General features: G+C 71.7%; 16 protein-coding genes. 7 read left to right on the forward strand and 9 right to left on the reverse strand.

Features of this window, described 5'->3' with window-relative positions:
* Positions 1-34: 34 nt before the first annotated feature.
* From ACFV46_RS05415 to ACFV46_RS05425, 3 genes are all read right to left on the reverse strand, one after another.
* Positions 35-3,781 carry a tetratricopeptide repeat protein gene (locus tag ACFV46_RS05415; RefSeq protein ID WP_385497074.1) on the reverse strand — a complete coding sequence of 1,249 codons (3,747 nt, stop codon included), beginning with the start codon at positions 3,779-3,781 and terminating at the stop codon, positions 35-37.
* Positions 3,782-3,852: 71 nt separating this feature from the next.
* Complete coding sequence (locus ACFV46_RS05420; RefSeq protein ID WP_376727169.1) at positions 3,853-4,206, reverse strand: hypothetical protein; 354 nt, start codon at positions 4,204-4,206, stop codon at positions 3,853-3,855.
* A 30-nt stretch (positions 4,207-4,236) separates the two neighbouring features.
* On the reverse strand, positions 4,237-4,434 hold the full coding sequence (locus tag ACFV46_RS05425) for a hypothetical protein (protein WP_385497075.1): 198 nt from the start codon (positions 4,432-4,434) through the stop codon (positions 4,237-4,239).
* A gap of 855 nt (positions 4,435-5,289) precedes the next feature.
* Here ACFV46_RS05425 and ACFV46_RS05430 point away from each other — a divergent pair.
* The 4 genes from ACFV46_RS05430 (at position 5,290) to ACFV46_RS05445 (ending at position 8,080) form a co-directional block, all read left to right on the forward strand.
* Positions 5,290-5,493, forward strand: a complete 204-nt coding sequence (locus tag ACFV46_RS05430) for a cold-shock protein (RefSeq protein ID WP_062668528.1) — start codon at positions 5,290-5,292, stop codon at positions 5,491-5,493.
* Positions 5,494-5,724: 231 nt separating this feature from the next.
* Positions 5,725-7,197 (forward strand): DEAD/DEAH box helicase, encoded by a 1,473-nt coding sequence (locus tag ACFV46_RS05435; protein ID WP_385497076.1) that lies wholly within the window; start codon positions 5,725-5,727, stop codon positions 7,195-7,197.
* Positions 7,198-7,273: 76 nt separating this feature from the next.
* Positions 7,274-7,555 (forward strand): CBS domain-containing protein, encoded by a 282-nt coding sequence (locus ACFV46_RS05440; protein ID WP_385497077.1) that lies wholly within the window; start codon positions 7,274-7,276, stop codon positions 7,553-7,555.
* 186 nt (positions 7,556-7,741) lie between these two features.
* A complete protein-coding gene (locus ACFV46_RS05445; protein WP_361923074.1) occupies positions 7,742-8,080 on the forward strand; it encodes a helix-turn-helix domain-containing protein in 339 nt (112 codons plus the stop codon).
* Between the two features lie 15 nt (positions 8,081-8,095).
* Here ACFV46_RS05445 and ACFV46_RS05450 read toward each other — a convergent pair whose 3' ends face one another.
* The 3 genes from ACFV46_RS05450 to ACFV46_RS05460 all read right to left on the reverse strand — a co-directional run bounded on the left by ACFV46_RS05450 (position 8,096) and on the right by ACFV46_RS05460 (position 10,915).
* Positions 8,096-8,767: an enoyl-CoA hydratase-related protein gene (locus ACFV46_RS05450; protein ID WP_361923071.1), complete on the reverse strand. Its 672-nt coding sequence runs from the start codon at positions 8,765-8,767 to the stop codon at positions 8,096-8,098.
* A 353-nt stretch (positions 8,768-9,120) separates the two neighbouring features.
* Positions 9,121-9,417, reverse strand: a complete 297-nt coding sequence (locus tag ACFV46_RS05455) for a hypothetical protein (protein ID WP_361923068.1) — start codon at positions 9,415-9,417, stop codon at positions 9,121-9,123.
* A gap of 310 nt (positions 9,418-9,727) precedes the next feature.
* Entirely contained in the window at positions 9,728-10,915 is a 1,188-nt protein-coding gene (locus ACFV46_RS05460; RefSeq protein ID WP_385497078.1) for an MFS transporter, read from the reverse strand.
* A 72-nt stretch (positions 10,916-10,987) separates the two neighbouring features.
* Between ACFV46_RS05460 and ACFV46_RS05465 the strand changes: the two genes are divergently transcribed.
* From ACFV46_RS05465 to ACFV46_RS05475, 3 genes are all read left to right on the forward strand, one after another.
* Positions 10,988-11,971: an ArsR/SmtB family transcription factor gene (locus ACFV46_RS05465; RefSeq protein ID WP_385497079.1), complete on the forward strand. Its 984-nt coding sequence runs from the start codon at positions 10,988-10,990 to the stop codon at positions 11,969-11,971.
* A 10-nt stretch (positions 11,972-11,981) separates the two neighbouring features.
* Positions 11,982-12,485, forward strand: a complete 504-nt coding sequence (locus ACFV46_RS05470; protein WP_361923060.1) for a glutathione peroxidase — start codon at positions 11,982-11,984, stop codon at positions 12,483-12,485.
* 64 nt (positions 12,486-12,549) lie between these two features.
* Complete coding sequence (locus ACFV46_RS05475; protein ID WP_385497081.1) at positions 12,550-13,419, forward strand: MerR family transcriptional regulator; 870 nt, start codon at positions 12,550-12,552, stop codon at positions 13,417-13,419.
* A 180-nt stretch (positions 13,420-13,599) separates the two neighbouring features.
* Here ACFV46_RS05475 and ACFV46_RS05480 read toward each other — a convergent pair whose 3' ends face one another.
* The 3 genes from ACFV46_RS05480 to ACFV46_RS05490 all read right to left on the reverse strand — a co-directional run bounded on the left by ACFV46_RS05480 (position 13,600) and on the right by ACFV46_RS05490 (position 15,926).
* A complete protein-coding gene (locus tag ACFV46_RS05480) occupies positions 13,600-13,791 on the reverse strand; it encodes a DUF397 domain-containing protein (protein ID WP_361341241.1) in 192 nt (63 codons plus the stop codon).
* A 211-nt stretch (positions 13,792-14,002) separates the two neighbouring features.
* On the reverse strand, positions 14,003-14,860 hold the full coding sequence (locus ACFV46_RS05485; RefSeq protein ID WP_055623570.1) for a helix-turn-helix transcriptional regulator: 858 nt from the start codon (positions 14,858-14,860) through the stop codon (positions 14,003-14,005).
* A gap of 310 nt (positions 14,861-15,170) precedes the next feature.
* The gene (locus tag ACFV46_RS05490; protein WP_361923054.1) at positions 15,171-15,926 is read right to left on the reverse strand and encodes a GPP34 family phosphoprotein; all 756 of its coding nucleotides are present in this window, start codon (positions 15,924-15,926) and stop codon (positions 15,171-15,173) included.
* Positions 15,927-16,072 lie beyond the last annotated feature (146 nt).

Raw genomic sequence — 16,072 nt, forward strand, 5'->3', positions numbered from 1 at the left:
GGCGGCCCTCACAGTGATGGGGTGGGGTCAGGGGTTACGCAAAGGGGTAGGGCTCGCTTGTCAGGGCTCGCCAGGCTCGGCGGATGCGGCGCGGGCGTCGGTTGTGCAGGTCTGCCAGAACCTCCAGGACGACCAGCTTGAGGGCGTCGTCCTGCGCGGTCAGTGCCGCGTGCCAGGCCCTGGTCAAGTCTTGGACGGCGGACCTGTGGTCCCCGGCCCTTACGGACGCCCGCGTCGCGAGGGCGTGAACCAGTGATTGCCCGTCGTCCTCCTCGCGGAGAGTGCTTGCCAGGTCCACCGCCTCGTCGGCCTGGACCAGTGCTTCGGCGTGGCGCTCGAGGTCGTTGAGCGTGTCCGCCAGGTTGTTCAGCGACTGGCACAGGGCGAGGCGATGGGTGGGCTGGGTCTGATCCAGCCCCCGCCGGATGTGGACGGCATCCGAGATGCGCGTGAGGGCCTCCTGGTGCTGCCCCAAGGCACTCGAGCTCATGGCGTGCTCGTGCAGCACCGCGCCGAGCAGATCGCGGTGAGCGGCTTCGTCCGCTTCCCGAAGCAGGGCGCGCAGTACCTCCGCCGCCTGCGTGAAGGGTTCGACCGCGCGGTCCGGGTGGCCGTTCCCGTCGAGGACCCGTCCATGGGTGAAGAGTGCGGTGGTCCAGTCGCCGCGCAGGTCCGGAAGGTCCTCGGGCGTCGACGCGACCAGCTCGGCGAAATGCCCGGCGGCGCTCTCCGCGCAGTGGATGGCCTCGGGGCCTCGGCCCATGTCGTCGTGGATCAAGGCGAGCAGGTGCAGGGCCTTCGCCAGCTTGCGGCGCAGGACCGCACCGCCGGACTCGACCAGCCTCTGGAGGATCGCGGCAGCTTCCGCCGCGAAAGCCATGGCCTCCTCGTACTCCTCCAGTTCGTGCAGGACGTCGGCTTGGGCCAGGAGGGTCTCGGCGAGGTCGGGCTCAGTGGCGTCCGGGCGAGGGTCGGCAAGCTTGCGGTAGATGTCGATCGACTCGTCGTAGACGTCGTGCGCCTTGTACAACTGCCGGCTGTCGAGCAGGCAGTCGCCCAGGTTGTGGAGCGCGCCGGCGAGCGCGGGCAACTCGACGCCCGGGGAGAAGGCGGAGAGGGTCCGATAGAGCGCCACGGCCTCTGTGAGCCGCTCGACGGCCTCGTCGTGGCGGCCGAGTCGCCGAAGCGCCGCCCCGCTGTTGTTCAGTACGTCCGCCAGGAGGTGGAGGTAGCCCTCGCCGTGGCGTTCCACCAGGTCACGAGCCAGGCGCAGGGCTGTCTCCGCGACCTCGGCCGCCTCCTGCGCCTGCCCGAGCTCGGAGTGGGCGGCGCTGAGGTTGCCCAGGGCCCGCACGAAGGCGTCCCGGAACCGGTCGCCGTCGTGGGCGTCGAGGTCCTGGAAGGCGCGCACCGCCTCCTCGGCGGCAGTCAGTGCGCCGGCGTGGAGGCCGGCTCCGGCGCGGATCGCCGAGAGGTTGTGCTGAGCGTTCGCCAACCGGTACAGACATTCCACCCGGTCTTCGTCGGGGGCCTCGTCGTGGAGTGCTGCCGTCAGCTCCAGCGCGTGTTCCGCGGCGTCGACGGCCTCCCGGTGACGGGACAAGTCGTTCAGCACGTTCCCGAAGTTGGTCAGGGCGGTGGCGTAGAGCTGCCGGTGCTCAGGAGGGCCGAGGTCGACCCGGCTCAGCAGATCGCAGCTGCGGGCCGCCGCGTCGTGGCCTTCCTCGGGGAAGCCGGCATGGGAGTAGGCGCAGGCGAGGGTGTTCAGCGCCGAACCCAGCTCCGGGTTCGACTCCGGGTCCGCATCCGCCAGTTCCTCGTACATCGCGACCGCCTCGGCGGCGTGCACGAGGGCCGTGTCGTGCTGGTTGACGGCGGACAGCCGCAGCGACAGGTTGTGCGTCAGCTGGGCGACCGTCTCCGTGTCCGGTTGCTCCTTGCCCCGCTCCGCGTCGAGGGCCGCCCGAGTGCTGACCACCGAGAAGGCGGCCAGGGTCAGGCTGCTGTCGGGCAGATGGTCGAGGACGGACTCCTCCAGATCGAGCCCCGACCCGACGGCGGCACCGCTCACCTCGCTCAGCACCTCGACCAGCATGGTGTCCTGCAATTGCGTCGCGACACCGATCGCCGGCGGCAGCCTGGTGGCAGGGTCGGCAGCCAGCAGGGCAGCCATCGCCTGCCTCACGTGGGGGTACCGCGGCGCGGCCCGTCCCAGCACCGTCAGCGCGCGCGTGACCTGGGTCCCCCGCACGACCGGTGCGACCCACTCGACGAACTCCGGCTGGTCGAGGAGTGTCGCCGCCACCAGATCCTCGCCGAGCCGGTCCGGCCGCAGCGGGTTGAGGGCTTCCGGACCGGGATAGAGGGAGCCGAGCCAGCGCAGGTGGCGCTCGACGACCTCGTAGCCTTCGCCGTCGAACGTGGGCAACGCGGTGAACAGTTCACGGGCCTGTGCTGTGCTGTGCGCCGTGAACAGTGTGGCGGCCGAGACCACCTGGTCGTGACGCAGTCGACCGGGGGTCGGCAGCTCGTGCGGCACCGCGGCTGCCGCCCAGTAGCGTCGCTCGTGGTCGAGCACGCGCAGCAGCGGATCGCGCCGCGCCCGCGCCCCGTCCGGTGCGGCTTCGTCGAGGAGAGCCGCCAGCGCGGCGGCGTGCACGTCCAGCACGCGGTCGTACCGCGGCGAACCGAGTGCGTCGGGGGCGGTGGTCGACGGCACGGGGTACCCCAGCCGGGCGGCGAAGGCCTCCAGGGCCCGGACGTACTCGGCGAGTCGATCGGTCGGCTCGGTGACGACCGGCGGCAGGGCTCGCTCGGTCAGGTCGGTGAAGAGCAGCGAGACGCGGTCGTCGCGGTGGCGGCGGAGCAGATGCGGCCACACGCCGGAGGACCTGGCGAGCAGGAGCAGTCGCGCCGGTCCCTGCTCGACAGGCCGGGCGATCAGTTGTGCCGCGACGTCCGCGATCTGCTCGGTACGGGCTTCGGCGTAGTCGATGACGACGAGGACGGGACCGCGGAACTCGCGGACGCGGTTGAGCACCGGCGCGGGTACTTCCTCGGCGAGCAGACCCGCCGTCCATCCGTCCGCCTTCGCACGCTGGACGACCTCGTTCGCCAGCCGGGTCTTGCCCTGGCCGCCCGGGCCGGTCAGCAGGCGGGCGGCGAGGCGGTCCGGCCCGGCCAGCCAGTCGCTCAGCCGGTCCAGTTCGTCATCGGTCCGCCGGAAAGGGACCACGCCGTAGTCGGCATGGAGGAGCAGGCTGGGCAGAGGGTCGGGGGGCACGTCGCGCTGAGGGGGAAAGAGGTCGGGGAGCAAGAGCTCCGGAACCAGATCGGTGACGCCCTCCACTAGGCGCCTGACGTCGTCCCCGAGGGCCCGGTGGGTCACGTGTGCCGCCTGGCAGTGGGCCAACCGCGCGATATCCGATGGGAGTTCACGGTCCTCGACGGGCGGTGCCCCGTCGAGGAGGACCTGTACCACGGGGATGCCGCGCGCGAACGCACGGCGGATCTCGCGGCGGACCCAGTCGTCCTCCCGGTCCACCAGTCGTCGGTCGCTGTCCGGGTCGCGAGCGAACCAGTCCGGTCCTATGAGGACCAGCAGGATCCGCGTCTCCTCCAGGGCTTGCCGGATCGCCTCCGGGTAGAGGTCGCCGGGCCGCATGGACACACAGTCACGGAAGACGCGTTCCGGGCCGAAGGCACGCTCCAGCAACTCGTAGCACGCTGCGGCGGCGTATCCCGCGTCGGCTGTGCGGTAGTTGACGAAGACGTCGACCACTGAGGGCTCCGTTCACTCGCCCCCATGGTGGCACTGGCGAGGCGATGACCGGACCGAAAACCGCCTGCCCCCTACGGGTCCTGCGCGACCGGTGGCAGCGGCCAGCCGGCGCAGGCCACCAACTCGCCGCCGTCCTCGGTGAGGAAGAGCAGGGTGGTCCACGTCCGGTCGGCCGCGTCGATCAAGCCCGTGCGTACGGGTCGGCCGTGTTCGCGGACGCGTTGCACCGCCCGTTCCAGGCCGAGGGGTTCGATTCCCCGCCTCCGCATGCGCTGAAGACGGAGGTTGAAGACCCCCGCGTGTCGACCTGCCGGCTGTGCCTCGTCCGCCACCCAGTAGGTGCCGCCGGCGCGCAGGGTGGCCAGAGCTTTCGCGGACGCCTCGTCGGCACCGGACAGGAGTGCCGCCAGCTCATGCCGTTCCATGGTGTCTTTCGCTCGGGCCGCAGGAGGACATCAGTTGCTCGCCAGGACGACGAAGAGGCTCACCGCCACCACGGCCAGCCAGAGGAGCGCCGCGGTGATCAGCGCGCAGCCCAGCGCTCCCGTGGTGCAGCCGATCGCGGTCCAGCCGAGTTTCGTCGCTCTCCTCGCTCGCTGGGCGGCCTCGCGTTCGGCGCGGTCGTCCGTCCATGAGCTTTCTCGATCGATCATGCGTCCCCCCTTCCGGCGGACCCTACCTGCCGAACTCATCGGTCGGTCGGGCCAGTACGGTCATGTTCGGTCCCACTCCCGGGGCTTTCGAGTCCAGTAGGGGGACCTCTTGAACCCGTGGGTGTCTGGCCGTGCCGTGTGCGCGTGTGCCGTTGTCGTCGCGGCGGGATTTCTGCTCGTCTCGTGCAGCGGGGGTGAGGGGGGTGACAGGGGGCGGTCTGCCCCCTCGGGCTCGGCCTCGGCGCCTTCCGCACGGGGCGGCGATTCCTCGGAGGCGTTCGAGGAGCAGGCTCGGGCCGCGCTTGCCGCCGTTGGGGAGGGGGCGGCGCCCGTCGCCAGTGGTGTCGAGCGTGTCGTGGACGGGGTGCATACCGAGCCGGGGCTGGATGAGGGGCGGACCTACGCGGTCAGTCTTGTGTGTTTCGGGGAGGGGGGCGGGCGTGAGGTCGTGACCTTCGTGCCGCCGCAAGGTGGGGCTGAGGTCGCCGTGCCCTGCGACGGGGCCGTCGTGCGGCAGCGGGTCGTGGCCCGGGGGACGGGACGTCTCGATGTTCAGGGGGTCGCCGGGGCGGCCGGGGCCATCGCATGGAGTATCGACCGCGTGCAGTGAAGAGCGGCGTTCCCACAATATCTGTGTTCGCCGCGACAGATATGCGCGGGTCAATCGGGATAGGAATTCTGACGCTTCCGTCCGTTCCGGGATATTGGCTCCGCATCGGCAGCTTCGGCGTGCTACTGTCGTTATCAGTTGCAGGTGTGGTTGCCAGTGGATTTGTTTCCGACGGGGTGATCGACACGGCGACATGGAATGCGCACAGGGCGTTTTCCTGCCACCGCCTCCGAAGGAGAAACAAAATGGCTACCGGTACCGTGAAGTGGTTCAACGCGGAAAAGGGCTTCGGCTTCATCGAGCAGGACGGCGGCGGCGCCGACGTCTTCGCCCACTACTCCAACATCGCCAGCCAGGGCTTCCGTGAGCTGCTGGAGGGCCAGAAGGTGTCGTTCGACATCGCGCAGGGCCAGAAGGGCCTGACGGCGGAGAACATCGTCGCCGCCTGACGTCGGCACCGACGCATACTTCGCAGCTGGGGCCCGCACCTCTGGGGTGCGGGCCCCAGCTCGCTGTTTTTCGACTGAATTTCTTCGTCTTTCTTTTCGGCGATCGCCGTTGATGGGCCCCTTTTGCGCCCGTCCGGCTCGCCCCTCGACTTTCGGCTCGTATCGAGATTCTCTGCGCCGCTTCTGTGCTGCGGGAATTCCTTGCCGCGTGCCCCGAACGGAAGGTTCCGCATGCAGCGTTCCCGCATGTCCAGCACACCCCGCACATCCAGCGCCTCCCGCACGTCCCGCACCCCTGACCGTTTCCGGCGTGGCTCCGGTCCCCGGCGTCCCGGCGGGCGTCGGAGCGACGAGTTCGCGGTGCCGGTGACCAGGACGCCCGCCCTGCCCGCCGTCACGTCGTTCACCGACCTCGACATGCCGGGCCAGTTGATGGCCACGCTCAGCCACGAGGGCGTGTCCGTGCCGTTCCCGATCCAGGCGGCCACCCTGCCGAACTCCCTCGCCGGGCGTGACGTCCTCGGCCGGGGCCGCACCGGCTCGGGCAAGACGCTCGCGTTCGGCCTCGCCCTTCTGGCCCGCACGGCAGGACGGCGTGCCGAGCCGAAGCGGCCGCTCGGCCTCGTCCTCGTCCCCACCCGTGAACTCGCCCAGCAGGTCACGGACGCCCTCGCCCCGTACGCCCGTTCCGTGGGCCTGCGCATGGCGACGGTCGTCGGCGGGATGTCCATCGGGCGGCAGGCCGGTGCGCTGCGTGCCGGTGCCGAGGTCGTCGTCGCGACGCCGGGACGGCTCAAGGACCTCATCGACCGGGGCGCCTGCCGTCTGGACGACGTCGCCGTCACCGTCCTCGACGAGGCCGACCAGATGGCCGACATGGGCTTCATGCCCCAGGTCACCGCGCTGCTCGACCAGGTGCGGCCCGACGGGCAGCGGCTGCTGTTCTCGGCCACCCTGGACCGCAACGTCGATCTGCTGGTGCGCCGCTATCTGAGCGACCCGGTCGTCCACTCCGTCGACCCGTCCGCCGGCGCGGTCACCACGATGGAGCACCACGTCCTCCATGTGCACGACGCGGACAAGTACCGGACGACGACGGAGATCGCGGCACGCGACGGCCGCGTCATCATGTTCCTCGACACCAAGCACGCCGTGGACAAGCTGACCAAGCACCTGCTGAGCAGCGGCGTGCGGGCCGCGGCGCTGCACGGCGGCAAGTCCCAGCCGCAGCGCACCCGGACCCTGGCCCAGTTCAAGAACGGGCAGGTGACCGTGCTGGTCGCGACCAACGTCGCGGCGCGCGGCATCCACGTCGACAATCTCGACCTGGTCGTCAACGTCGATCCGCCGACCGACCACAAGGACTATCTGCACCGCGGCGGACGGACGGCCCGTGCCGGTGAGTCCGGCAGTGTCGTCACCCTGGTGACGCCCGGCCAGCGCCGGAGCATGAGCCGGCTGATGGACGCGGCGGGCATCAACCCCCGGATCGCCCAGGTGCGCTCGGGCGAGGCCGAGCTGAGCCGGATCACCGGGGCACAGGCGCCTTCCGGTGTCCCGGTCGTCATCGCCGCGCCCGAGGCGTCCCGCCCGCGCGGTGCGTCCTCCTCGTCCCGTGGCCGCCGGGGCCGTACCGGGCGCGGTGGTCCCGTGAAGAGCCCGGACGCGCGCCGGCGCGCGTCCGGGTTCGGTTCAGCCGCGTAGGAGGACCCCCGCCCGTTCACCCCGGTGCCTCGGCGCCGTGACCGCCCGCCCGACCCCCACACCCGCAGGAGCAGCCATGACGACGGTCCAGCCGCAGTACCGGACAGCACACCGCTCCCCCGTGGCCGGGGCCGACGGGCAGGACACGGCCGGGCCCCGGGTCCGGGACGACATGACGGTCGAGGTCGCGCTGTCCCTCATGGCCGGCGCCCGCGTCGACCACCTCGTCCTGTGCGACGCGGACGACCAGAGCACCGGCCTGGTCACCCTGGCCCGGCTCGCCGTGCTGCGGCGCAGCCCCGCCTACACGGACCGGGTCCGGCTGCGGGACCTCCCGGAGGCGTCGGTCGCCGCCTAGGCGGGGCGGACGGGGTCGTCCACACCTCGACGTCCCCCGCGCCCCGAGCCGAACGGAGCCGTACCAGCCGTACGACGCTGCGCAAGGGCGGCGGAGCATCGGGGCGGGCTCATGGTGTTACATGTGATGCGGGGCCCTGGTGCCGGTCGGCGCCGGGCCCCGTGACGCGTTGTACATCGAGGTGACATGGCAGATTCCCCGCTCAGCGACCGGCTGGACGACGACGACTACCCCGCGTACACCATGGGCCGGGCCGCCGAGATGCTCGGCACCACACCGGGTTTCCTGCGCGCGCTCGGCGAGGCGCGGCTGATCACGCCGCTGCGCTCGGAGGGCGGGCATCGCCGGTACTCGCGCTATCAGTTGCGGATCGCGGCCCGCGCCCGTGAACTCGTCGACCAGGGGACGCCGATCGAGGCCGCGTGCCGGATCATCATCCTCGAGGACCAGCTCGAGGAAGCGCAGCGCATCAACGCCGAGTACCGGCGCGCCGCCGAGGAGGCGTCCGGCGGCTCCGCGGGCTGACCGCCCGGGGAGGGGTCAGCCCAGCGGGTTCGTCGTGGCGCGCAGGGTGGACAGGACCGGGCCGTACATCCGGGCCTTGATGGTGCCGACGGTGTCGCCCGCCTTGTTCACCTGGGCCTGGGCGAGTTCGATCGCCGTGGAGCGTACGGCGTCCTCGGGGACCGCCCGGTCGACGATGCCGGCGGCGGCCGCGTCGGCGCCTCCGTAACGGCGGGCGGTGACCATCGCCTCGTGTGCCGTCCGGGGCGTGAGCCGGGACTGGATGAGGGCGGACATGCCGGGCGTGAAGGGGATGCTGATGTCCGCCTCGGGCAGGCACCAGTAGCCGCGGTCGGCGCGCATCACCCGGAAGTCGTGCGCGAGGGAGAGCATCGCGCCGGCGGCGAAGGTGTGGCCCTGGAGGGCGGCCACGGTCACCAGGGGCAGGGACAGCACGCGCGCGAACAGCTGGTGCACGGAGACGACGTAGTCGTGGTAGTCGTCGGCGTGGGCGGTGAGCCACTCCAGGTCGAGCCCGTTGGACCAGAACTTGCCCGTCGCGGCGGTGACCAGGGCGCGCGGGCCGTCCGCCTTCTCCACCTCGTCGAGTGCGGTGCCGACCGCGGCGATCCAGTCGGGGTGGAAGCGGTTCTCGCCGTCCCCGAGGTCGAGGACGAAAACGTTTTCCTGGCGGTCGAGCGACGGCATGGCGGCTCTCCTTCGAGGCGAGCGGGAGGGGCGGGAGGGCGAACGGCGTGTGAGCGACCGCTTAGTAACTTATGGCGGGCGGCATAGCCCGCGCAAGGGGCGGGACCCCGCGCGACGCGGACAGGCCGCCGGCAGCGCCGACCCCCAGAACGCCGACAAGGGGCCCGTCCGCTCGCGCGGGTCGGGCCCCTGGTCGGTCTTCGGGGGTGATCGTGGAGTCGATCGCACCTCGGGCGCTGACGCGCCCTCTCGGTGGACCGGCCTGGGGCCGGGTGTTCCTCACGGCCCGCACTCCACCGGCCGGTCGCCGCCCCGAGGGGCGTGCCGCGGAAAGCCGTTCCTCCGGCCGGACCTCAGAACGCGCTGTTGTTGCAGCCCATGGACGAGCCGAGGTGGGTGTTCTGCGCGCCCGCGTCACCCTCGCCGTTGAGCGCGTTGGCCAGGGCACCGTTCAGGATGCCGACCTCACCGAGGACGTCGAGGTTCAGGTCGTGCGAGCGGCAGTTGGAGCTCTGCAGGACGCTGACCTTGTCCCCGCCCTTCTTGCCGCCGTGGCCGTCGAGACCCTGGGCGGAGGCGGTGCCACTGGCCAGGATTCCGGCGCTGCCGAGGGCGACGACCACGACGGCGGCCTTGCGAAGCTTGTGCATGTCATCTCCGGAGAGGTGAGGGGGGTGCGATCCGCGAGAGATCGACTTCGTACAGTTACGAGAGGCTAATGTGACGAAATACGACATGTCGGTACGACTCGCCGGTGATCGTCATCTTTCATCACCCGCTCGGAGAGGCTGCCCACGGCCTCGTCGCGCTCCTCGCGGACCCGGAGCGTGGAGATGACCTCGGCGTCCACCGCGGTGCAGCGGCTCGACCTCGTGGCCGTGGGCGCCGGGGAGACGGATCAACCCGCCCCTCAGGAGGAAGTGGAAAGTCCCCTCTTCGGCGCCCAAGTGCCGCTCCCGGTCAGGGAGTAGCCGTGGCCGTCACCTTCTCCCGCGAGCGGTGGTGGGCCGTCGCGAGGGCTAGGGTGATCGTGAGGGAGGCCAGGGCCATGCAGGTCATCGCCGTCGCCGGGGTGGTGAGTTGGGCGAGCGTGCCCGCCAGGGCCGCGGCGACGCCCTGCATGGTGAGCATCCCGGCGCCGCGCAACCCCAGGGCGTGCCCGGCGAGTTCGTCGGGGGTGAGGGCCATCAGGCGTTCCTGCTGGGCCAGGGTGGCGCCGAAGCCGACGGAGGCGACGCACACCGCCAGGGCGGACCAGGGCAGGCCGGGGCGCAGGGCGAACAGCAGGTACGGGGTGGCCAGCAGGGTCAGGAGCGGGATCGGCAGGCGCGGGCGCAGGGCCGGCGGCACGAGGCGGCCGACCGTCAGATCGCCGGTGAACATGCCCAGCGCCGCACAGGCGAAGAGCGCACCGGCCGCTCCGGGGTCGTAGGAGACGTAGAGGGACTCGCAGCCGACGATCAGGCCGTTGGGCAGCCACATGCCGAGGTAGGCGAGGCGGCGGGGGCGCGAGGACCACAGCAGGGCGTTGGTGCGCCAGGTCTCCGCGACGGACGGGCGGCCCGCGGCGCGCGGCGGACGGGCGGTCAGGCCCAGCCGCAGGACGAGCGACGCGAGGGCGTACAGCACGGCCGCGAGGAGCAGACAGGCACGCGGGGACAGGACGGCGAGGAGGGCGCCGCCCGCCGCGAAGCCGACGATCTGCACCAGCCCGAAGACCATGTTGAACACCGAACGGCCCAGGACGAAACCGCCCTTGGGCAGGATCTCGTTGAGCAGTCCCCCGCTCACCCCGCCACCCAGCGAGGAGACCAGCCCCTGGACGAAGACCACGCCGAAGGCCGCCCCGAGCGGCAGGCCGGGCAGCGCCTGCACGGCCGCGCAGACGGCGAAGGCCAGGGCGATGCCGCTGAGTGCCGCGCGCGGCGGGAGCCGGTCGGCCGCCGACAGCAGGAAGGTCGCCCCGAGCATCTGCGCGAGCTGCGGCCCGAACATGCTGACCGCCGAGAGCAGCGGCGAGTCGGTGGCCCGGTAGACGAGCGTGGCGAGCGCGAGCCCGCCGATCGTCAGGGCCGCGCCCTGGGCGGCGGAGCCGAGGAAGAACGGCGTGAACTCACGGGTCCGGAAGAGCTCGCGGTAGCTGCGCATACGGGGAGTCTGCGAGGGTGCGCGCGGCGGCCGTACTGTTTCGCGCGCACGCGAAACGTCGGGAGGGTGCTCGTGGGGTGGTGGCAGCTCAACGCGGACACGCTGGCGCGCAGCCGGTTCGTGCTCTCCCCGTTCGCGGAGACGTTCGCGAGTCTGCGGCTGCTGCACGCCGGCACCCCGGCGCACCCCGGTGAGCGGGCGTGGCTGCGCGCCCACCTGCCCAGCTACCGGGCGCTCCTCGCGGCGGACCCGACGACCGCCCGGCTGGTGGGCGCCGCGCTCGGCCGGTCCTGGATCGCCGACTTCGTCACGCCCACCCCGCGCCACGGGGAGGGCTTCGAGGACGTCGTCGCCCGGGTGCGGTCCGCCGACCCGGCCGCCGCGCGCGCCCACCTCGCCGTCTCCCTCGGCGGGCCGCTCCCCGCGGAGCTGGACCGTGACGACCTGCCCGAGCGGGCCGCACGCCTTCTGGAGCACGTCTGGACCCGGACCGTACGGCCCACCTGGGAGCGGCGCCGCCGCGTCCTGGAGGCCGACGTGGCCGCCCGGACCGCGCGGGCCGGCGAGGGCGGCTGGGCGGCGGTGCTGGACTCCCTGCGGCCCGGCCAGACCCGCTGGCTCGGCGGGAACCGGCTCCAGGTGAACCTCCAGGAGTACCCGCCCCGCGAGATCTCCGGCGCGGAGCTGGTGTTCATGCCGGTGACCCCGCGCACCGGCTGGGTCTCCTGGGAGGAGCCCGAACGGTACGCCCTCGTCTACGCCTGTTCCGGCCCTCTCACCGACCCGGGTGCCCGGAGCGTCCCCGCGGGCCTGTCCGCCCTGCTGGGCCCGGCCCGCGCCACCGTCCTCGTGCTCCTCGGTTCCCCGCTGAGCACGAGCCATCTGGTCGCGGTGACCGGGCAGGGCCTGGGCTCGGTCGGACGGCATCTGCGGGTCCTGCGGGACGCGGGACTGGTGCAGCGGCGGCGGGCGGGCCGGTCGGTGCTGTACGCGCGGACGCCGGCCGGTCACGCCCTCGTCGACGCCTCGCGCCGGCCCGGAGCGGACCGGAGTTAGCATCCGGTTCATGACGACCCACAACAGCACCTCCCCCCTCGACGTCGACATCGACGCCCTCACCGGCGGCCCCGCCGACCTCGCCCAGTACGCCGGCAAGGCCGTGCTGGTCGTGAACGTCGCCTCCAAGTGCGGCCTGACCCCGCAGTACAACGGCCTGGAGAAGCTCCAGGAGCGCTACGCCGAGCGCGGCTTCACGGTGCTCGGGGTGCCCTGCAACCAGTTCCTCGGGCAGGAGCCCGGCTCCGCCGAGGAGATCGCCGAGTTCTGCTCGGCCACGTACGGCGTGACCTTCCCGATGACGGAGAAGGTCGAGGTGAACGGGGACGGCCGGCACCCGCTGTACGAGCGGCTGGTGGGCTTCGCCGACGCCGAGGGGCACACCGGCGACATCCGCTGGAACTTCGAGAAGTTCCTGATCGGCCGGGACGGCACGGTCGTCGCCCGGTTCTCGCCGCAGACCGAGCCGGAGGCCGCGGAGCTGGTGGCGGCCGTCGAGGCCCAGCTCGCCTGACCGCTTGACCTTGCCCCAGGGGCAGAGCCGAGCGTCGTCGTCGCCGGGCGGGAGGAACCGCCCGGTGACGGAGGATGAGGCCGTGGACGAGGAACTGCTCACCATCGGCGCGTTCGCCGCGCGGGCGCGGCTGTCCGCCAAGGCCCTGCGGCTGTACGACCGGCTGGGACTGCTGGTGCCGGCCCGGGTCGACGAGGCCAGCGGGTACCGCTACTACCGGGCCGAGCAGGTCGCACGGGCCCGTACGGTGGCGTTGCTGCGCCAGCTGGACATGCCGCTCGCGCGGGTCGCGGAGGTGGTCGGCGCCCCGGACGGGGCCATGGCCGCCGACCGGCTCGACGCCTACTGGGCGCAGGTCGAGGCGCGGGTGGCGGGGCAGCGGACGCTGGCCGAGTACCTCCGTGGACGGCTGTCGGGGAGGAGCTCCGAGATGTACGGGAAGTTCGTGGTCGAGACGGTGGACGTGCCCGAGCAGGTGGTGATCGGGGAGGCCCGCCATGTGCTGGCGGACGAGCTGCCGGGGTGGATCGGGTCGGCGCTGGGCCGGCTGGAGGCCGCGGGCCGGGAGTGCGGCGGGATCACGGCGCCGCCGTTCGTCGTGTACCACGCCGAGGTGTCGGCGGAGAGCGACGGGCCGGCCGAGGCGTGTGTGCCGGTCGCGGACGAGGCGGCGGCCCGTGCCTGGCTCGCACGGACCGGCCGGACGCACACCACCACGGTGCGGGTGGAGCCCGCACGGCGGCTGGCCTTCACCCGGATCACGAAGGCGCAGGTCGCGCATCCGCAGATCCTGGCGGCGTTCGAGGCGGTGGAGGAGTGGATCGCCCGGGAGGGACTGGAGCAGGCGGGCCCGTGCCGCGAGGTCTACTTCGCGGACTGGGAGGCGGCGGGAGCCGGGGACCCGGTGTGCGACGTGGCCTTCCCGGTGAGGTGATCCGAGGCGGGGTGATCGGGGGGGCCGGCGGTCTTCGCGCCGGTCGCCGTGCCTGACGGGTGTGGCCGAGCCCTCTCGGCAAGGACGGCGGACTGGTCGAGAGGGCTCTTCCTGGTACTGCCTGTTGTGCAGTCGTGACGCGTACGGCCGGTGGAAGGGGAGGTCAGAAGGACCCGCCCCTCACGCCTTGACCGACGCCACGAAGGTGTTCCACGCGTCGGCGGGGAACGCCAGGACGGGGCCCTCGGGCACCTTGGAGTCCCGTACGGCCATGGCCGCCGTCACCGGCGACTTGACCTCGACGCACGCGCCGTTCCCTGTCGAGTACGAGGACTTGGTCCACGTGTCCGTGGAACCCTGACGAATTGCCATGTTCGCTCCGCAATGCTGATGGTGAGTGCTGTCATCACGCGGCGCGGCCCAGGCCGGACCGGCAACGCGATTCACGCCAACCTTCTTGCTCGGTGGCGTGATCGACGCTACTCGCCACCCCCGGCCGACGAAGCGACTATTCACTCGGCCGGGTGGCATATTCCAATGGAGTCTTCCGTCCTGACGGGTGACGGTGTACCGTGCGGCTCTTTCAGCGCGCATACTCCTTGGCGATGTCCGCGATGAACTGCCTCGACTGCTCGACGTTCAGGGCCTGCGCCCGCAGGTGCTCGTACATCACGCTGTACTTCTGGACGTCGTTCGCCTTCTCCAGGTACAGGTCGCTGGTGACGCCCTCGATGTAGACGACGCTGGAGTCGGCCGCGTCCGGGAACTCCAGGATCGCGTACTGCCCGTTGAGGCCCGGATGGGCGCCCATGTCGAACGGGATCACCTGCACGGTGACGTGCGGCAGCAGGGACTGCTCGACGAGCTGCTCCAACTGGTCCCGCATCAGGGAGCGGTTGCCGACGACGCGGCGCAGGGCGGCCTCGTCCAGCACGGTCCACAGCCGCAGCGGGTTCTCCTCGGTGGAGATTCGTTCCTGTCGGCGCATCCGCACCTGGACGCGCTTCTCGATCTCCGTCGGCGCGGTCTCGGGCAGCGCCCCGGCGATCAGGGCCTCCGCGTACTGCTTCGTCTGGAGCAGACCGGGCACGACCTGCGGGTCGTACACGCGCAGGCTGGCGGCGTCGGTCTCCAGACCGATGTAGACGCTGTAGGGGATGTCGCCGAAGGAGTGCCACCAGCCCTGCTGGCGCGAGTCCTTGGCCATCTGCATCAGGGAGTCGACGATCCGGTGGTCCTCCACCTCGTAGACCCCGCACAGGTCGCGGACGTCGCGCTGGCTGATGCTGCGCCGCCCGTTCTCCAGGCGGCTGATCTTCGACTGGGAGACCAGCAGCCGTTCGGCCACTTCCTCGGCGGTCATGCCCTTGAGCTCACGGAGCCGGCGCAACTCCTGGCCCAGCCGGCGCCGCCTGACGGTGGGATTGACATTGGACGCCACGGGACGTGCACCTCCGGCTGCCTGCCTTGTGATCGGCACTTTGCGTATCTGCTGTTCAGCAGATTGCCACCAAGGCGCTCACCACCGCTGGGAAACGGTGGATATGCGCAGGACGCACACCGTCGGGCCTCCGCGCGGGCACACGCGGCCGCGCGGGGCGACGGAACCGGTGTCCCTGTCCGCGCGGTTCAGCACGGACGTACGGTTCCGTCGCCCCGCGCGGATCAGCGGCTCCCGAACCGGTCTTGGGGACGGTGCGGCGCTGCACGTGGCGTGCGTGTGGTGCGGGTCGAGCGGGTCGAGCGGTCTCTCAGTGGGCCACGACGCGTGCCATGGACCCTCGGTGCGGCTGTGCCGGGACGGCGCGCGCGGGTTCCGCCGGCGACCTGCCGCCGGGGCCCGGCTGCCGGCCGGACGGTGCCTGGCCCCGACGCGGCTGTGCGGCCGCGCCGTTCTGGACGTCCATCACCGCGTGCGCGACGAGACCGCCCATGGGGTCGTGCCGGATCAGGTCCCGCAGCCGGGAGCGAGAGGAGCGTCCCTCGTTGCCCGGATACAGGTGCTTGCCGAGACCGACCGCGTGGGCCAGGGCGGCGAGCGCCGCGGTCCGCGGGTCCGGCGGTACGCCGGTGCGGATCGCGGAGTCCAGCCGGGCCCTGATCTCCCGGCTGATCTCGGTGTCCGTCGCCTGGTAGCGCGTCGTCGGAAGCACTCCGCACATCTGGCCCGGCACGGCGGCGACCATGCCGCACCTCTCCAGATGCGAGAGATAGGTCTGGCGCAGCCCCAGCCGGGGCCCGCCGATCCAGTGGACGGCCCGTACCGGAGCGCCACGCCTTCGCAGCAACTCCAACGCGCAGTCCAGAGTCGGATCTCCTGTCGGCCGTGGTGCCACCACGGCGATACGATCCCCGTCTGGGGCTATCCGTCCGGCCAGCGCCAGCTCCACTAGCTGTGCTCCGGCCAGACCGAGGTCGAGCGACTGCGGCTGCGCGGTGGTACCCGTGGCCGGGTCCAACGCCAGCAGCAGAAGCTCCTCCGGAAGTGTTCTGCGGCTCCTGCCCATCCATGCCTCCCCGCGTGGATGAAAGACAGGGTGACCCCTCTCACATTGGTCTGTCGAGAGCACGTGACCGGTTCGTAGTGGAACCGGTAGGTATGTCGTTCTCGTCTACCGCGTCAGATGGGGGTCGCGCACCGGACACTGGTATC

It is taken from the genome of Streptomyces sp. NPDC059852, from assembly GCF_042731455.1.
Classification (GTDB): domain Bacteria; phylum Actinomycetota; class Actinomycetes; order Streptomycetales; family Streptomycetaceae; genus Streptomyces.